Genomic DNA, 15,417 nt, shown 5'->3' with positions numbered 1-15,417 from the left:
TCTATCTATCATTTCATCAAAAAATCCTGCCGATATCATCCCGTACGGTTCTTCCTTTATAAAACCGGCGATCTTCCTCTAACGGTTTTTCTTTCGCTGTAATAAGGTCAGGAATGATTTTGATGACAACGGCGACGCTGCCCATGGATGAACGGTATGACGCCACATGTTGCTGTGACAATGGACGGTGAAAATAGCCGGGCACATATTTGCCAAGCAGCTGCCTAAGTGCATCGGTCGCTTCGTCTAAATCGGAAACAATCTCGGCTTTGCCAAACAACATAACGCTCATATAAGCGGTGCTTGTTTTGGCTGGCACTGGATGCACCATTGTCCCTATATGTTCACTAACGGTAAAGCAAACGCGCGGATTGCGCTGGATGATATCGATTTTTCTCCCTTCTTCTGCTCCATGGACATATACACAACCGTTCCACCATACGAAATTCAGCGGCACGACATACGGCTCACCACCATCTGCCAGACCTAAAAAGCCGGTCAACGCTTCCTGTAAAAACCGGTTGATTTTTTGCTCGTCTTGGCACTCCAACATGTCTCTTCTCATCCATTTCTCCTCCTTCATGGTGATATAATTGAATCATAGAGAAAAACTGACCTGATGAACAGGGACAGAATGCAAGAAAAAAGAAGGGTCAGAGGAGGAAAATGTAGTGGAATTGCAGCCCATTCTCGATCCAACAAACCGTACACCGCTTTACATGCAGGTGTATACGTATATAAAAGAGGAAATTGCAAACGGTCATCTCCAAAAAGGAAGCAAACTTCCATCGATTCGCGCGCTTTCCCAACATTTAGCCATCAGCAAAAATACCGTCGAAGCCGCATACCAGCAGCTTCTTGCCGAAGGATATATCGAAAGCAAACCGCGCGTAGGGTTTATTGTCAAAGAACTGGAAGAGCCTCTCCAATCATTTGTTTTCCAACCAGATGTACTCGTGAAGGCTCCGAAAAGCAAGCAAATTCGCTATAACTTTCGCTACGGTCATATTGACCTTGCCCATTTTCCAATGAAAACATGGCGGAAATGTCTTCTTGCAGCGATGGATTCGGAGCAAAGTGAATTACTATGGTATGGCGATCGTCAAGGAGATATCGGCTTGCGCAAGGAAATTCAACACTATTTGTACTACGCACGTGGTATTCGCTGTTCGGCTGAGCAAATCGTTATTGGCTCTGGCACGCCACAACTGATTGGCGTCTTATGCCAGCTGTTCGATTTTCGTCACGATGCGGTCGCTTTAGAAAATCCTTGTTATGATGTCATTCGCACCGTGTTTCAAAATCACCATTTTTCTATTCTCCCAATTGAATTAGAAGAAGATGGGCTGAACATCGACCAGCTGCAAGCAACAAATGCCAAACTTGTCTATGTCACCCCCTCCCACCAATTGCCGCTTGGGATGGTGCTGCCGATCGGCAAGCGGCAAAAGCTGCTGAAATGGACGCAACAGTCTAACGGATTGATAATTGAAGACGATTACGATAGCGAATTCCGCTACGGGAGCAAACCAGTCCCTGCGTTAAAAGCGCTCGATACGGAAGATCGCGTCATTTACGTCGGCACGTTTTCGAAAGTATTTACTCCTGCCATCCGCACAAGCTTTGTGGTGTTGCCGCAACGTTTGCTGGCGCGGTTTCATGAACGCTGTGCCAACTATCATCAAACCGTCCCTATTGTCATTCAAAAAGCGCTCGCCCGATTTATGCGTGAAGGCCATTTTGAACGCCATATCCGCCGCATGCGCACCATCTACGCAAAAAAACGGCAAGCGCTCATCGAAGCGATCCGCGAATACTTCGGTGATCAAGCAACGATCATCGGTGACAAAGCGGGACTCCATCTTCTTGTAAAAATAAAAGACAAAAACGCCAACGAACTAGTGCAAAAAGCAGAAAAAGCGGGCATTTTCGTCTATTCGGCAGCGAAATATTGGTTTGGAAACGTTGGAACGCCGCCTTCTTATATTTTGCTAGGCTTTGGAGGGATGAGCGAGGAGGGCATCCGCGCCGGAATTCGCGAACTAAAACGGGTATGGGAGATTTGAGCTACTCCCTACGATAAAAAGAAAAGCGATGCGCTAGAGTATAGAAGCGCATCGCTTCTTTACGCAGAAACCATATCCCAATGGCGAATAAAATTGTCCCTGCCGAGCGATACATACGAATCTCTTCAGATAAGATAATATGATAAGTATCCGCATCTGCATGTCCCCCGCTTTCGCGAAGCCAATGATTGGCGTATGCTTCGCCAAGGTCAACACTCCCCCCAAAGCAAAAAAGCACCGATTCCCATCATTACCATGTCCCACCACCATCTCCCATTTTTCACCCCATATCCCCCCTTTGTTTTTCCTGCACATACGAAAGCACCGCCGGAATTGCTTCGATCAAATCGCCAGCGAGCACGTCCCATTGCGAATGGCCGCGTTCTACAAGCATATCGGCGGTTTTTCCATGAGCCCAGACAGCATTGCTAATGGCTTCTTGTACAGAATAATGCTGCATAAGAAACGCGGAAACCATACCCGTCAGCACATCGCCGCTTCCGCCTTTCGCCAAGGCTGGATTTCCGGTCGTGTTAACGTATTGCGAACCGTCTGGTGTTGTCACAATCGTATAAGGTCCTTTCAGCACGACGTAGATACCGTACTCCATCGCTAGACGCTTCGATGTGCCAAACCGATCACCTTCGATGTCACGGATCGATAGATTGAGCATGCGCGCCATTTCTCCGGGATGCGGGGTGACCACCGTTGCTGCTTTTCGTTCATGGATCAGCGCGGCGTACTCGTTCCAGAAAAACAGCGCATCCGCGTCAATAACAAGCGGCACTGGCTGCTGCACGATGTTGGAAACAAGTTCGCGGACACCATCCGTACGGCCAAGCCCCGGACCGATGGCGATCGCATCGATATCAAGCGCCGATACATCCATGGCGCCGGAAAACGCCCCGTCCCGCGCCGAGCAAGGATAGTACATCGCTTCCGGAACACGGTTGGCGACAACGGAATAAACGTCATCCGGCACCGCCATCGTCAATAATCCCGCTCCGCTTCGCAGCGCCGCTTTGGCTGTTAACGTAATCGCTCCTGTCATCGCGCGAGAACCGCCAACAACCAACAATTTTCCATGTGTTCCTTTATGAGACGATCGTTTTCGTTTTGGCAGCGTCCGCACAACATCGTCCTCTTTCCATACAAAGCGGGGCGCGGCATTCCGCTTGACGGCAAGCGGCGGAATGCCAATGTCAACAACAAGAAGCTCCCCGTAATAATCGGCCGTCGGGAACGTGTACGCCCCAAGTTTCGGACATTGAATGGTGATGGTCACATCGGCACGAATCGCGGTTTCTGCCTCTCCCCCATCCGCTTGGGTTCCGCTTGGGATATCGATCGCATAGACAATAGCGCGGGAGCGGTTGACAAGCCCAATGATCTCTTTATACGGCGGACGCACCTCCCCTTTGATGCCAATGCCAAGCAAGGCGTCAATAATGACATCGTATTGTAAAATGTGCGTGGCAAACGCTTGTTCATTTCCCGCATATGGTTTCCAGTCATATCCGGAACGCTCATACACCTCAAGCGCCGTTTTCGCCGCCCCTTTTATCTTTTCTTTCGGCGGAATAAGCCATAAATCAGCATCATATCCGTAGCTTTTCAACATTCTTGCGACGACAAATCCGTCACCACCGTTATTCCCTGTTCCCGCTAGCACCGCTACCTGGGCCGAACGAGGAATGCGTTCGCGCAGCACATGAAACAGCGACTGCCCAGCGTTTTCCATTAAGGAATCGGCGCTAATGCCGATTTGTTCAATTGTATCGCGGTCGATTTCATACATTTCTGCGGCTGTAACGATATGCATTCTGCTCACCTCATCTATTAAATATGTATTTTGTCTCGTTTCATTAATTTGTTCTCCATGAAAGAGGAAAACACCTGCGAAAAAATTTTTTTGCGGTATAACAATGATGTAAGCGTTGTCTTATCCCCTCATCGCCAAAACCAATATTGACAACCGGCTTTCTTGGAATTATGATGAATGTAAAAATTGCATACAACAAACCGCTTATCAAGAGTGACCGAGGGAACAGGCCCAATGACGTCCGGCAACCTCCCTTTTAGGGAACGGTGCCAATTCCTGCAGAATGACTTTCATTCTGAAAGATAAGTCGGGTAATTTACATACCGATGCCTCTTTCTGAATGAAAGGGGCGTTTTTGTTTTTTCAGCTCCAGGAAAAACAAAGAAGCAACACTTCTTAATATACAATATTTTTTCAGAATTACTAAAACTCCGCAAATAGATCGGGAGGGAAGAAGTGATGATCGAAATAAAAAATGTAACAAAAATCTATTCCACGAAAAAAAGCAAGTTGTCGGCGTCGACAACGTATCCTTAACCATTCAAGACGGGGAGATCTTTGGAATTATCGGCTATAGCGGCGCCGGCAAAAGCTCGTTGCTGCGCTGCTTAAATCTTTTGGAACGCCCAACATCTGGCCAAGTCATCATCGATGGTGTCGATTTAACGACATTGAACAACAAACAGCTGCGGCAAGCCCGTTTAAAAATCGGCATGATTTTTCAGCACTTTTATCTTGTCAGCTCCAAAACAGTGTTTGACAATGTCGCCTTTGCCTTAAAAGCGGCACAAAAGCCAAAAGAAGAAATTGAAAAAAGAGTCAATGAATTGCTTGAAATGGTCGGGCTTTCCGATAAACGGGACGCGTATCCTTCCCAGCTAAGCGGCGGGCAAAAGCAGCGGGTTGGCATCGCGCGGGCGCTTGCCAACGACCCGACCGTCCTCTTGTGCGACGAAGCAACATCGGCACTCGACCCAAGTACAACGAAATCGATTTTGGCGCTGTTGAAAAAAATCAACCGTGAACTTGGCATTACGATTGTGCTGATTACGCATGAAATGGAAGTGGTCAAGGATATATGCGACCGCGTCGCCGTCATGCAAAACGGGAAAATCATCGAATTAGGAACCGTATACGACATTTTTACAAATCCGAAAGAAGAACTAACGAAGTCCTTTATCAACAGTGTATTGCGGTTTGAACTCCCTGATCATCTGCTGCAGAAGCGGACAGGAACGATTGTCAAGATCCAATTCAAAGGGAAGACCGCCGAGGAAGCGATTGTTTCTGATATGCTGCAATCCTTTAAAGTAAAAGGCAATATTTTGCATGGAAAAATCGAGTATATCCAAGAGATGCCGCTCGGAATTTTTGTCATGGAGCTGACCGGCGAACCGGAAGAAATCAAGCGGGCCATTCACTACATTTCGCAAAGAACGAACGGATTGGAAGTGATTGCACATGCTGCTTGATGCGCTGATCGACTTAATTCCCGAACTGAACAAAGCGTTTTTAGAGACGATTTATATGGTGGCGATTTCCCTTTTCGTCGCAGTCCTTGCCGGTTTGCCGCTGGGAATTCTCCTATTCGTCACCGACCGCGGTCTGTTTTTGGAGAACACAGTGGTCAAATCCGTCCTTGGCTTTATCGTCAATATGATTCGCTCGATACCGTTTGTCATCTTGCTCGTCGGGCTGCTGCCGCTTACGAAACTGATTACCGGAACAACGATCGGACCTACCGCCGCGTCCGTATCCTTGTCGGTCGCTGCCGTTCCGTTTTTTGCAAGAATTGTAGAAACATCGTTGCGGGAAATCGAAAAAGGGGTGATTGAAGCGGCGGTTGCCGTCGGGGCGACACCGTGGATGATTATCAAAGATGTGCTGCTGCCTGAGGCACGCCCTGGCATTATGCATGGAATTACCATTACAACGATTAGTTTAGTGGGATATTCAGCCATGGCTGGCATTGTCGGTGGCGGCGGCATCGGCGACCTTGCCATTCGCTTCGGATATTACCGCTACGACAATACCGTTATGATTACAACGATCGTCATTTTAATTTGTCTTGTCCAAATCATTCAGTTTGTCGGCGACCGCATTGCCCGCTTGGTCGATAAGCGGTGAGGTCGTTAAAATATAAACTACTAAGGGGGACTTTATCATGAAAAAACTATCGATCTTTCTCGCTTTCTTGCTTTCCATTGGGCTTCTTGCCGCATGCGCGGGCAAGGAAACAGCTTCCGGCACTCCAAAGAAAAAAGAGCTAACGATCGGAGCGACTTCCGGCCCTTACAGCGACATGGTCAATAAAGCGATTAAACCGATATTGGAAAAGAAAGGATACAAAGTAAAAGTAGTCGAATTCAGCGACTATATTCAACCAAACTTGGCGCTGGCCAACGGTGATCTAGACGCTAATTTATTCCAGCATAAAATTTACATGGAAAACTTCGCAAAAGAGCATCACCTCGATCTTTCCGAAGTGATTATCGTTCCAACGGCACCAATGGGAATTTACTCGAAGAAATTTAAATCGCTCGATGAAATTAAAGATGGAAGTGAAATTGCGATTCCAAACGATCCAACCAACTTGGCAAGAGCGCTTTTAATCTTACAAGACAAAAAATTAATTAAACTCAATCCATCAGTCAATCCGCTCACCGTTTCGGAAAAAGATATAAAAGAAAATGTAAAACACCTTAAATTTAAGCCGATTGAAGCTGGCCAATTGCCGCGTACCGTGGAAAGCGTCGATTTGGCCGCTGTTCCGGGCAACTTTGCCTTAGCCGCAAAAATGAATTTAATGGATGCCCTTGCACTAGAAAACATGCCTGATGACTATCGCAACCGCATCGTTGTCAACACAAAAGATTTAAATAAACCATTTGTCAAAGATATGAAAGAAGCTGTCGAATCGAAAGAGTTCGAAGAAGTGATTGACAAAGAATTTAAAGGATTCGGAAAACCAAAATGGATGCTGGAACGAAAACAGCAACAATAATGCAAACACGCCGTCTGATTGCGGCGTGTTTGTTTTCATGATTTTCGATGGCATTTCAGGACATGGACGTCTTCCGTCTAAAAGAGTTATAGTAAGAATATAACCATAAACGAAATAAAAGAGGCGAGAAACATTGACGTACATCGAAAAAGGCAGCACCGAATACATAAAAGCAAGCTTGGCGCTATTTTTCGGCGGGTTTGTCACCTTTGCGATTTTATACACGACACAGCCGCTGTTGCCAATTTTCGCGAAAGAATTTCACGTTTCCGCCGCGTCCGCCAGTTTAACGGTGTCCGTGTCTACCGGAACGTTAGCGGTAATGATGCTCATAGCGGCTAGTTTATCCGACCGCATCGGCAAAAAGAATGTGATGATGATGTCTATGCTGCTGACATCGATATTGGCGATGGCCATGGCGTTTAGCCCGAACTTTATTTCCCTTGTCCTTGCACGCACGTTCCTTGGCATGACAGCCGCGGGCATCCCGTCCCTGGCGATGGCCTACGTCGCCGAGGAATTTCATCCGGCCGGAATCGGAAAAGTAATGGGCCTCTATATTAGCGGAACGAGCATCGGCGGCATGGCTGGACGGATTTTAACAGGCCTGTTAACCGACTTGTTTTCGTGGCGGACAGCGTTATTTGTCATTGGGGCCATTTCCCTTCTATTAAGCATGATTTTTGCACTTACTCTTCCGGCGCCGCGCCATTCGATGAAAAAACCGCTCAATGGCAAAACCGTGCTGCGGGCGTATGCTGTTCATTTACGAAACAAATCGTTAATGGCTCTCATTGTGCTTGGCTTTTTATTTATGGGCGGATTTGTGACGCTGTATAACTATATCGGCTTTTTATTAAGCGAACCGCCGTATTCATTCAGCCAGTCCGTTCTCGGGTTCCTTTTTATCGTATACATATTCGGCAGCTTTAGCTCGGTTTATATGGGAAAAAAAGCCGATTTACACGGTCATGCGCTGGTATTAAGCATTTCCGTGTCATTGACCGTGCTTGGTGCGGGGGTTACGCTCGTTCCATCTGTCGTTGTCAAAATCATCGGGCTTTCATTATTTACCTTTGGCTTTTTCGGCTGCCATTCCATCGCAAGCGCCTGGATTGGCGAACGTACAAAGATGAATAAAGCGCAAGCGTCTTCTCTTTACCTCTTATTCTATTATTTAGGTTCCAGCCTTGCCGGCACAGCCGGTGGCTATTTTTGGACCCACTTTCATTGGCTTGGCGTCATCGCATTTATCGTGACTTTATTGCTATTAAGCTATCCGCTGATCAGCTATGCTCATAAGCGGCTTGAGTAGTTTCCACGGTTCCCGCAATATTAGATGGAAAAGCTGTGGTAAGTTATCGAAAATCGGTGAGGATATGAATGATGTTAAAGAGCCTCACATTTCTTATAGACAAGAAAACGCAGCAGAACTTCAAACATTTGTTGATGCTATTCAGAAAGCAAAAAAGGTAAATGGTATTGTCGATATAGTAAAACCAGATTTTCTTCTTAATATTAACAACTGCTAATTATTACTTATGGTTACGTTCAGATAGTGGATCAATTATGAACGAAAAAGACACACATACAATCTACAATTTACCGTCTAACATTATTGAAGACTAATAAATATAAAACACTCGGCAGATAGTCTTTTATTTATATCTTTGATGCAAAAACTTTCTCTGTAATGCCAAGTCGCTAGGCAGAAGTTCCAGTTTTATTGGTTCTGTTTGTACCAGACTAACGCTTTCTTCTCGATTTCTCTTACAAATTCGTCTTTCCCTTTTATATATGCTTCGATATCGTCAGGAAACTGTTTGGCAAGCGTTTCTTTCAGGCGGCTGTATGCCCTAGACTCCTCGGGATGGGTGATCATATATTCCTTAAATGCTATATGTCTCGCAATATGCTTGCTTCCCGTCGGAAACACATGGACATGGTGGGTGCGCTCATCCCCGCCTTTTTGGAAAAAGCGGCGCTTCGGAATGCCGTTTTCCCCCATCGCCTGATAGCCAAGCACTGCCATCGCATCGTTATAACTATCGACATGGTCAATATCATGGACTTCTATCATGATATCAGTGATCTTCTTATGTTTATTAATCATTGATTTTAAGCCAAATTCGAAGCTTATCCAATCTATAAAATCCAACAAAAATCATCGATTGCTATTAAAAATGTGGTCAAAATGTGGTCACGTGGTCAAGAAGCCGGAGTCTTACTCCGGCTTCTTTTTTATCGCTTTCATTCGGAAAAGATTTCAGCAATACTTCAAAGTGTTTTAAGTGTAGATGAAATAAGTAAATTCATGTATGCTCATATACTATTTTTTATGCTGAAGGAACCCCTAAACAGAAATATCAATCAAAAAATGAAATATACTTTGCACCTAGTGCCAACTTCGGTGGTGTTCTCACTATAAGTAGATCAAAAATCTTTTACGGTTGTCGTCCCCTATTTAAATGATAAGCAATGCATCCCTCTGAATTGTCACATTCACCGGAGTTTTAGTGAGAATCTCGCCATCGCCCTGTACAATAACCGGCCATTCAGAGATAACTTCTACTTGTTTTCCTTTTATCATGGTTACACCAGAATGAAAAACGTGTTTGCCTTTATACGCCTTTGGAAAAGTGCGTAACAGATCCCATTTTGTTATGCTGTGTACGATGCAAATGTCGAAAAGGCCATCATTATAACAAGCATCCGGACATATTTTAATGCCTCCGCCGTAATTTGGGATATTGGCAATGGCAATTAACCATACATTAAAAAAAGCTAGGTTCTTCCCATCAACCTTTAATTGAATGTTGACAGGACGATATTTGAATAAAACATGCAAGAAACTAAGCCCATACGAAAGATCACCTAATCTAATGAAATTCAACCATCTCTTATATTTAGAGGCATTATTTACCTCGGCAACTTTACCGTCAAAACCAATCCCCGTTACAGTGATGTAGTATTCTTTACCAATTCTTCCAACATCAATTTTTCTTTGCTTTCCCATTAAAATACGTTCTAACGCCTTTTTATAGTCCATTGGTATATCAAGAGCCCTTGCAAAATCATTTCCCGATCCTGCAGGAATAACACCCAAAGGTATATTCGAATCGATTAATCCGTTAGCAACATCATGGACTGTACCGTCCCCGCCTACGGCAACAACAGCATAACATTTTTCAGAAGACAACTCCCTAGCGATTTCTACTGCATGTTTTGGACGTTCGGTAAAACGCACTTGATAATTTACCTGTTTCTCTTGCAGCAACTTCTCAACCTTTTTCCAAACTTTTAGTCCTTTTCCGTTACCCGAGATTTTATTGACGATAAAATAATACATACTATAGATCTTTCCTTTTTATTAGAGATGGTGAAAGTTTTGCACGATATGCGAAAGTCGGTTTATTGTGCATGGTTAAAAAGATCATCCCATAACTAGGGTTTATTTTTGTAAATTTTACCTTCTATTTTAATCACAATTTTTCCCTCTTGATAAGGAAAATATTCAAACAGCCCTATTTATGTTATCTAACAGGACAAATATGATCGGGAATCACTTGAAAATACAAAGGAATGATTTTACTTTTTTCTCCGCCTAAGTTTACTGGCATATCCTTTGAAAAAATTTTTGATGAAGAAATGGTGTAGTGTAGTGAGTGACAAGAGAAAAAACATCCTTTTACTCTAGTTTTGCAACACCATCAACTGTATTGTTAAAGTTAAAATTTCCTAAATTTTATAAATAAAGAGACATAGAATACGCTTTACAGTCATTCCAGTTTATTTGTACAAAAAGATTTTGATGTTATCGTTATCATCAATAGTTGCTAACAAAATGTCGTTTACCTCCACATTGTATGTTGTTTTGATTTTGTTTTTCAGCCATATTTCGTCTTTACCGATTTGATTTAATTCATTAAAATCAATCTTCCCTTCTTTAATAATCGTTCTGGGAAAAGCAAATGGTTTTGTCACCAATTGCATATCCGCTCGGGTTAGCGCTTGATGCTGGGGATTTAAAAAAAACGAAATGGTACCATCTGGCTCCCACAATGCAAGAGAAACTTTTTGAACATCTTCGATTTTTTCTTTTCTTAATTCTGATAATAGGAAATCAATGGATATTCTTGCTTTGGCTAAGTTTTTATACATGATTTGCCCATTTTTTATAATGGGAAAGGGAGAAGGCTCAAGCCAACTTCTAAATTTGTACCATTTCAGACTCAAAAATACACCAACGGTATATAAAATAACCAATACAGTCATCGTTATCATAGATCCCTTTAGTCCTAATTGTTCGTCAGATAGAGGATGGGCAATAATGTTTCCAAGTAATAAAGCCATTATAAAATCAAGCAGTCTTAGCTGAGAAATGGATCGTTGCCCCATTATTTTAGTGGCAAAGAGTAAAAAGAAAAAAGAAACAATTGCCCTTAAGACCCATTGAATTGCAGTAAGTGATTCCTGGCCATTAAAAAAGTCCATCTAAATCACGTCCTCCGTTTTGATTTATAGTTATTATTTCTGTAAATCCATGATTATGAGAATGAAACTACATAGGTGAAGAACCATTACAATTAAGCTGAATGATAATCCATAAGCAGCAAAAATCAGAAGTCCAACATTATAAGAAGCTTCTTCAACTGCCTGCTCCGTTAGCCAACCATGCAGCGAAGCTGCACTACAGATTATGAAAATGGATTATACTGCCTATACTGATTCTATGGCTGGCGAAGAAGGTCGATATACTATGGTGCCTTAGAGCCCAACCGTTAGTCTGATTCCAGCGATCACGGTGCATCACAGATTGTCGCACCCTTTACAGGTAGCACGTATGGGAGATTAACCCTTTTTTGGTTGTTGCAACACCATCATAATGTCAACTTACGCATGTATTTCTCTAAGTTCTCTTGAGTGATTCATAACAGCCTCTGCAAGTACGGTATAATCTAAACTTTTAAGTTCGTTTAAATACATCATTGGCCCAATAACAACTTTTACTGGCTTTCGAATCCACTTTTTCGTATCCAGATAAATAATCGCAACCGGAAGAACAGGTGCCCCTGTTTTTAACCCTAAAAAAGCTACCCCTTTTTTCGGTTTGACACTTTCCCCATTTTTACATCTTTTACCTTCAGGGAAAATTCCAAGCACTTCCCCGTTTTCAATCACCTTTAAGGCACGGCGGACAGGACGAATGACAATTCCGCTTTGCCGGTCAACAGGAATAGCATGAAGTTTTTGAAAAAACCAATTGGTAATACATCGCTGAAACAGTTCCTTTTTCGCCAAAAAATGAATTTTTCGGTTAAAGATACTGGAAAGAATAATGGGGTCATAATTGCTTGTATGGTTTGCTGCCACAATGACTGAACCAGTTTTAGGAAAATTTTTTATGCCAATTACTTCAATTCGGAAAATGAAACATAAGATTATTTTTGAAATCCATTTCATGCTTGTATAGAACATACTTCTTCCCCCATTACCTTATAAGAAAAACGTTGTTTAAATTAGCTATTATGTATATTTCCTACTCTAGAGGACAAATTATACTTGTTAACCAAAATATTCTATACCAGGGGGGTGATGTAAAAATGAATTCCATTCAATTTGAATACAGTGTGCCTCGGTATGTCTTAAGTAAAATAATGGGCAAAGTTTCAAAATCTTTTTATTGGAACTCCAGATTATCCTGCGTTCGATTACGCCGTGTAGAAGTTCCCAAACTTCCAAACGATGAATGGGTAAAAGTAAAGGTAAAGTACGGAGGAATCTGTGGAAGTGACTTAAATCTCATCCTTTTAAAGGATAGTCCAACCACTTCTCCGTTTGCGTCTTTTCCATTTACGATTGGACATGAAGTGGTAGGAACGATTGAAGAAGTTGGTTCAAAGGTGGAAAACATAAATGTGGGAGACCGGGTAGTCATTGACCCAATATTATCATGTATAACAAGAGGAATTGCAGACCCTTGTCCTAATTGCCGGCGGGGTGATTATAACCTTTGTCATTTTATGGCCGAAGGGGGAATTTCACCAGGGTTGTTAATAGGCACCTGCCGTGACACCGGCGGAAGCTGGGGATCTTATCTTGTTGCACATAAAAGTCAAGTATTAAAACTTCCTGATAATGTAAATGATTTAAACGGTGTGTTAGTAGAGCCTTTTAGCTGTGCCCTGCATGCTGTTTTGCGAAATCCTCCGAAAAAGGATGATACGGTATTTGTCATTGGAGCCGGTACAATAGGGATTTGTGTTGTCGCTGCGATTAGAGCACTTGAATTTCCCTGCCGAATTGTGGTTTTGGCAAAACATGACTTTCAAGCACAGCTTGCTTCCCGCTATGGTGCAGATGAAATCATTTATTTTACAAAAAATAAAAATTATATTTACCAAACGGCCAAATCTCTTCATGCAAGCGTGTTAGAGCCGATCTTTGGTGATCCAGTTGTACAAGGTGGAGCCGATCTTATTTTTGAATGCGTTGGTAATAAGCAAAGCATAAACGATGCACTCCGTTTTGCTAAAAATGGAGGAAAAGTCGTTCTATTGGGATTAGCAGGGATCATGGACGGTGTCGACTGGACGACCGTTTGGCTTAATGAGTTAGATGTTAAAGGAAGCTTTGCATACAGTACGGAAGAATATCAAGGAAAGAAGATGCGAACGTTACAAATTGCAATTGAATTAATGCGCAATGAAAAGGTGGATTTATCCCTATTGGTAACACATCGTTTTCCTCTGGAAAATTATCGTGATGCCTTACAAACGTTGATTAACAAAGGAAAAGGTTCAACCATGAAGGTTGTATTCGAACCTTAAATCATTTTTTAATACGAAAACACTAGTTTGGAGGGAAACAGCGTGAGAACTTTCACCATTAGTGGAAACAAGCAAACTCCTTTTTTAAATTGGCTTGCAGAAGGAATAAAAGGGGAGTTTTTATCAAGAGGTTATACGTTTTATTACGTTCCTGAAGAAAATATTAAACTTGTGTTTCATTTTATTGATCCTGAAAAACCGCGGCCTTACCGGAGGAAGGCTCAAGCAACGTTTGTCGTTTCTGTGATGGAAGCATCAGAAAAATCCCAAAACATTCATAAATCAGCCTATCCATATTTAATCAGGTCTTTAGCCAATCATTTAATGTATATCTTACATAATGATGATGAAACAACGGATATTTACTTTCTTACACCTGAACAAGGGTTTTACAAATTGACGTATCGGGAAGAAGAAGAAGAAACATTTTTCAAACGTATTTATGAAAGATTGGAACCGCTTGCAGCTTCGCAGTTAGTGATTGACAATGATTTTTATGATGATCTTCCAGAAGAATTGTGGAACGGCGATGAGATTACGAAATTACTAAGCGAATCTGGAAAAAGGCTGGACCGTATGAATTTGCTCCCTGCTCCATTTCCATTGGAGGAATATCTTACACCTCGGGATATGCGTCATCTAAAAAAACTTTACGGAATAGGAGGACTAAGCTATGGAAACCTCAGCGCCAGACGGGATAGTGAAAGCTTTTGGATGAGTGCAAGCGGAATTAACAAAGCAGATATGAAAACGGTTGGCGAAGATTTTCTGTTAATAAGGGGGTATGATCCTGATAAAAATGCCATGAAAGTAAGCGTTCCCCCGAATATAACACCAAGAAGGGCATCTGTTGATGCGATTGAACACTGGATGATTTATAAAGAACACCCGGAGGTAGGAGCGATTATACATGTTCATGCTTGGATGGACGGCATAAAGGCTACAGAGATTAATTATCCATGTGGAACGATTGAACTTGCAAAAACAGTGGCTGAACTTGTCAGAAATTCGGAGGAGCCTTCTAGAGCTATTATTGGTCTTAAAAACCATGGCTTAACCATAACTGGTACGGATTTAGATGACATCTTTGAACGTATCGAAGGTAAAATTATTCCTCAAGTGCCGATGTCTTAACATATTTACATGTATAAAGATTTTTGATACCGTTAAGAATTGTGTAATGATTAAGATAGATAGGGTATCTCTTAAATAAATTTGGATAGATGGGAGGATTTGTCCTCTCTTATTTTGTTTGTTTACATGTTTTTGTTAATTGTAACGTTCTTCAAACATTCGTTGGAGAGCTTCATAAGCTTCGGCAAATCCCCGTAACTTTCGCCCTGTACATTTCTCATTAAAGTCTTGATCTGTAATTATAATAGGACAGTACATAAGAAGGTCGGAGTCTTACTCCGCCTTCTTTTTTACCCACTTACTTGCATAGCACCTTATATTTAGCACCATACTCTCTGCACCAAGCCTCCAGCTTTTCTTTTCGTTCCAGTGAAACATAAGGTTTAAATTACGTGAAATACTGAAAGAAAGAGGCATCGAGCAAAAACAACTACACGAAATGTTCGGTGTGTCGGAGCGAGAGCAATTAGCGAGCTATGTAACGATTTAATGAAACGCTATGCGAAAGAAGCGATCGAACGTATTGCCGACGCACTGGAAATAGATGACGCAAGCGAATTA

General features: G+C 42.5%; 14 protein-coding genes, 1 pseudogene and 1 riboswitch. Of the genes and pseudogenes, 8 read left to right on the top strand and 7 right to left on the bottom strand.

Annotation, left to right across the window (positions count from 1 at the left end; translation table 11 throughout):
- Positions 1-16: 16 nt before the first annotated feature.
- A complete protein-coding gene (locus HT574_RS05335) occupies positions 17-565 on the bottom strand; it encodes a pyridoxamine 5'-phosphate oxidase family protein (RefSeq protein ID WP_175243720.1) in 549 nt (182 codons plus the stop codon).
- 106 nt (positions 566-671) lie between these two features.
- Here HT574_RS05335 and pdxR point away from each other — a divergent pair, with 106 nt between their 5' ends.
- The gene (gene pdxR, locus HT574_RS05330; protein ID WP_175243719.1) at positions 672-2,066 is read left to right on the top strand and encodes a MocR-like pyridoxine biosynthesis transcription factor PdxR; all 1,395 of its coding nucleotides are present in this window, start codon (positions 672-674) and stop codon (positions 2,064-2,066) included.
- Position 2,067: 1 nt separating this feature from the next.
- Here pdxR and HT574_RS05325 read toward each other — a convergent pair whose 3' ends face one another.
- Positions 2,068-2,304: a hypothetical protein gene (locus HT574_RS05325; RefSeq protein WP_175243718.1), complete on the bottom strand. Its 237-nt coding sequence runs from the start codon at positions 2,302-2,304 to the stop codon at positions 2,068-2,070.
- Between the two features lie 42 nt (positions 2,305-2,346).
- Positions 2,347-3,888, bottom strand: coding sequence for an NAD(P)H-hydrate dehydratase (locus tag HT574_RS05320; RefSeq protein WP_175243717.1), 1,542 nt, complete (start codon positions 3,886-3,888; stop codon positions 2,347-2,349).
- Between the two features lie 201 nt (positions 3,889-4,089).
- Positions 4,090-4,197: riboswitch (SAM riboswitch) on the top strand.
- A gap of 150 nt (positions 4,198-4,347) precedes the next feature.
- On the opposite strand from HT574_RS05320, the pseudogene HT574_RS05315 reads away from it, so the two are divergent.
- The 5 genes and pseudogenes from HT574_RS05315 to HT574_RS05295 all read left to right on the top strand — a co-directional run bounded on the left by HT574_RS05315 (position 4,348) and on the right by HT574_RS05295 (position 8,424).
- Positions 4,348-5,360: pseudogene (locus HT574_RS05315) on the top strand (methionine ABC transporter ATP-binding protein).
- Positions 5,350-6,015 (top strand): methionine ABC transporter permease, encoded by a 666-nt coding sequence (locus HT574_RS05310; RefSeq protein ID WP_175243716.1) that lies wholly within the window; start codon positions 5,350-5,352, stop codon positions 6,013-6,015. The pseudogene HT574_RS05315 and the gene HT574_RS05310 overlap by 11 nt, the downstream one beginning before the upstream one ends.
- A 37-nt stretch (positions 6,016-6,052) precedes the next feature.
- Positions 6,053-6,892: a MetQ/NlpA family ABC transporter substrate-binding protein gene (locus tag HT574_RS05305; RefSeq protein ID WP_175243715.1), complete on the top strand. Its 840-nt coding sequence runs from the start codon at positions 6,053-6,055 to the stop codon at positions 6,890-6,892.
- 133 nt (positions 6,893-7,025) lie between these two features.
- Positions 7,026-8,207 (top strand): MFS transporter, encoded by a 1,182-nt coding sequence (locus tag HT574_RS05300; protein WP_175243714.1) that lies wholly within the window; start codon positions 7,026-7,028, stop codon positions 8,205-8,207.
- Between the two features lie 64 nt (positions 8,208-8,271).
- Positions 8,272-8,424 carry a hypothetical protein gene (locus tag HT574_RS05295; protein ID WP_175243713.1) on the top strand — a complete coding sequence of 51 codons (153 nt, stop codon included), beginning with the start codon at positions 8,272-8,274 and terminating at the stop codon, positions 8,422-8,424.
- A gap of 191 nt (positions 8,425-8,615) precedes the next feature.
- Here the strand turns inward: HT574_RS05295 and HT574_RS05290 are convergent, their stop codons facing one another.
- From HT574_RS05290 to HT574_RS05275, 4 genes are all read right to left on the bottom strand, one after another.
- Positions 8,616-9,005, bottom strand: coding sequence for a GrpB family protein (locus tag HT574_RS05290; protein WP_256410204.1), 390 nt, complete (start codon positions 9,003-9,005; stop codon positions 8,616-8,618).
- 351 nt (positions 9,006-9,356) lie between these two features.
- Positions 9,357-10,241 (bottom strand): diacylglycerol/lipid kinase family protein, encoded by an 885-nt coding sequence (locus HT574_RS05285; RefSeq protein ID WP_175243712.1) that lies wholly within the window; start codon positions 10,239-10,241, stop codon positions 9,357-9,359.
- Between the two features lie 440 nt (positions 10,242-10,681).
- Complete coding sequence (locus tag HT574_RS05280) at positions 10,682-11,386, bottom strand: DUF421 domain-containing protein (RefSeq protein WP_175243711.1); 705 nt, start codon at positions 11,384-11,386, stop codon at positions 10,682-10,684.
- Between the two features lie 399 nt (positions 11,387-11,785).
- The gene (locus HT574_RS05275; protein WP_254698571.1) at positions 11,786-12,355 is read right to left on the bottom strand and encodes a lysophospholipid acyltransferase family protein; all 570 of its coding nucleotides are present in this window, start codon (positions 12,353-12,355) and stop codon (positions 11,786-11,788) included.
- A 140-nt stretch (positions 12,356-12,495) separates the two neighbouring features.
- Here HT574_RS05275 and HT574_RS05270 point away from each other — a divergent pair, with 140 nt between their 5' ends.
- Together HT574_RS05270 and HT574_RS05265 are read left to right on the top strand one after the other, a co-directional pair.
- Positions 12,496-13,722 (top strand): zinc-dependent alcohol dehydrogenase, encoded by a 1,227-nt coding sequence (locus HT574_RS05270; protein ID WP_175243709.1) that lies wholly within the window; start codon positions 12,496-12,498, stop codon positions 13,720-13,722.
- Positions 13,723-13,764: 42 nt separating this feature from the next.
- Positions 13,765-14,856, top strand: a complete 1,092-nt coding sequence (locus tag HT574_RS05265; protein ID WP_175243708.1) for a class II aldolase/adducin family protein — start codon at positions 13,765-13,767, stop codon at positions 14,854-14,856.
- Positions 14,857-15,417 lie beyond the last annotated feature (561 nt).

The sequence above is a fragment of the Parageobacillus sp. VR-IP genome (assembly GCF_013357975.1).
Lineage (GTDB): Bacteria > Bacillota > Bacilli > Bacillales > Anoxybacillaceae > Saccharococcus > Saccharococcus caldoxylosilyticus.
This window is presented reverse-complemented; position numbering and strand designations above follow the sequence as displayed.

Bases quoted from the DNA above. Each gene is read 5' to 3' on its own strand.
- HT574_RS05335 (WP_175243720.1), bottom strand. From the start codon at position 565: ATGAGAAGAGACATGTTGGAGTGCCAAGACGAGCAAAAAATCAACCGG.
- HT574_RS05320 (WP_175243717.1), bottom strand. From the start codon at position 3,888: ATGCATATCGTTACAGCCGCAGAAATGTATGAAATCGACCGCGATACA.
- HT574_RS05310 (WP_175243716.1), top strand. From the start codon at position 5,350: ATGCTGCTTGATGCGCTGATCGACTTAATTCCCGAACTGAACAAAGCG.
- HT574_RS05305 (WP_175243715.1), top strand. From the start codon at position 6,053: ATGAAAAAACTATCGATCTTTCTCGCTTTCTTGCTTTCCATTGGGCTT.
- HT574_RS05295 (WP_175243713.1), top strand. From the start codon at position 8,272: ATGAATGATGTTAAAGAGCCTCACATTTCTTATAGACAAGAAAACGCA.
- HT574_RS05290 (WP_256410204.1), bottom strand. From the start codon at position 9,005: ATGATTAATAAACATAAGAAGATCACTGATATCATGATAGAAGTCCAT.
- HT574_RS05285 (WP_175243712.1), bottom strand. From the start codon at position 10,241: ATGTATTATTTTATCGTCAATAAAATCTCGGGTAACGGAAAAGGACTA.
- HT574_RS05280 (WP_175243711.1), bottom strand. From the start codon at position 11,386: ATGGACTTTTTTAATGGCCAGGAATCACTTACTGCAATTCAATGGGTC.
- HT574_RS05275 (WP_254698571.1), bottom strand. From the start codon at position 12,355: ATGAAATGGATTTCAAAAATAATCTTATGTTTCATTTTCCGAATTGAA.
- HT574_RS05270 (WP_175243709.1), top strand. From the start codon at position 12,496: ATGAATTCCATTCAATTTGAATACAGTGTGCCTCGGTATGTCTTAAGT.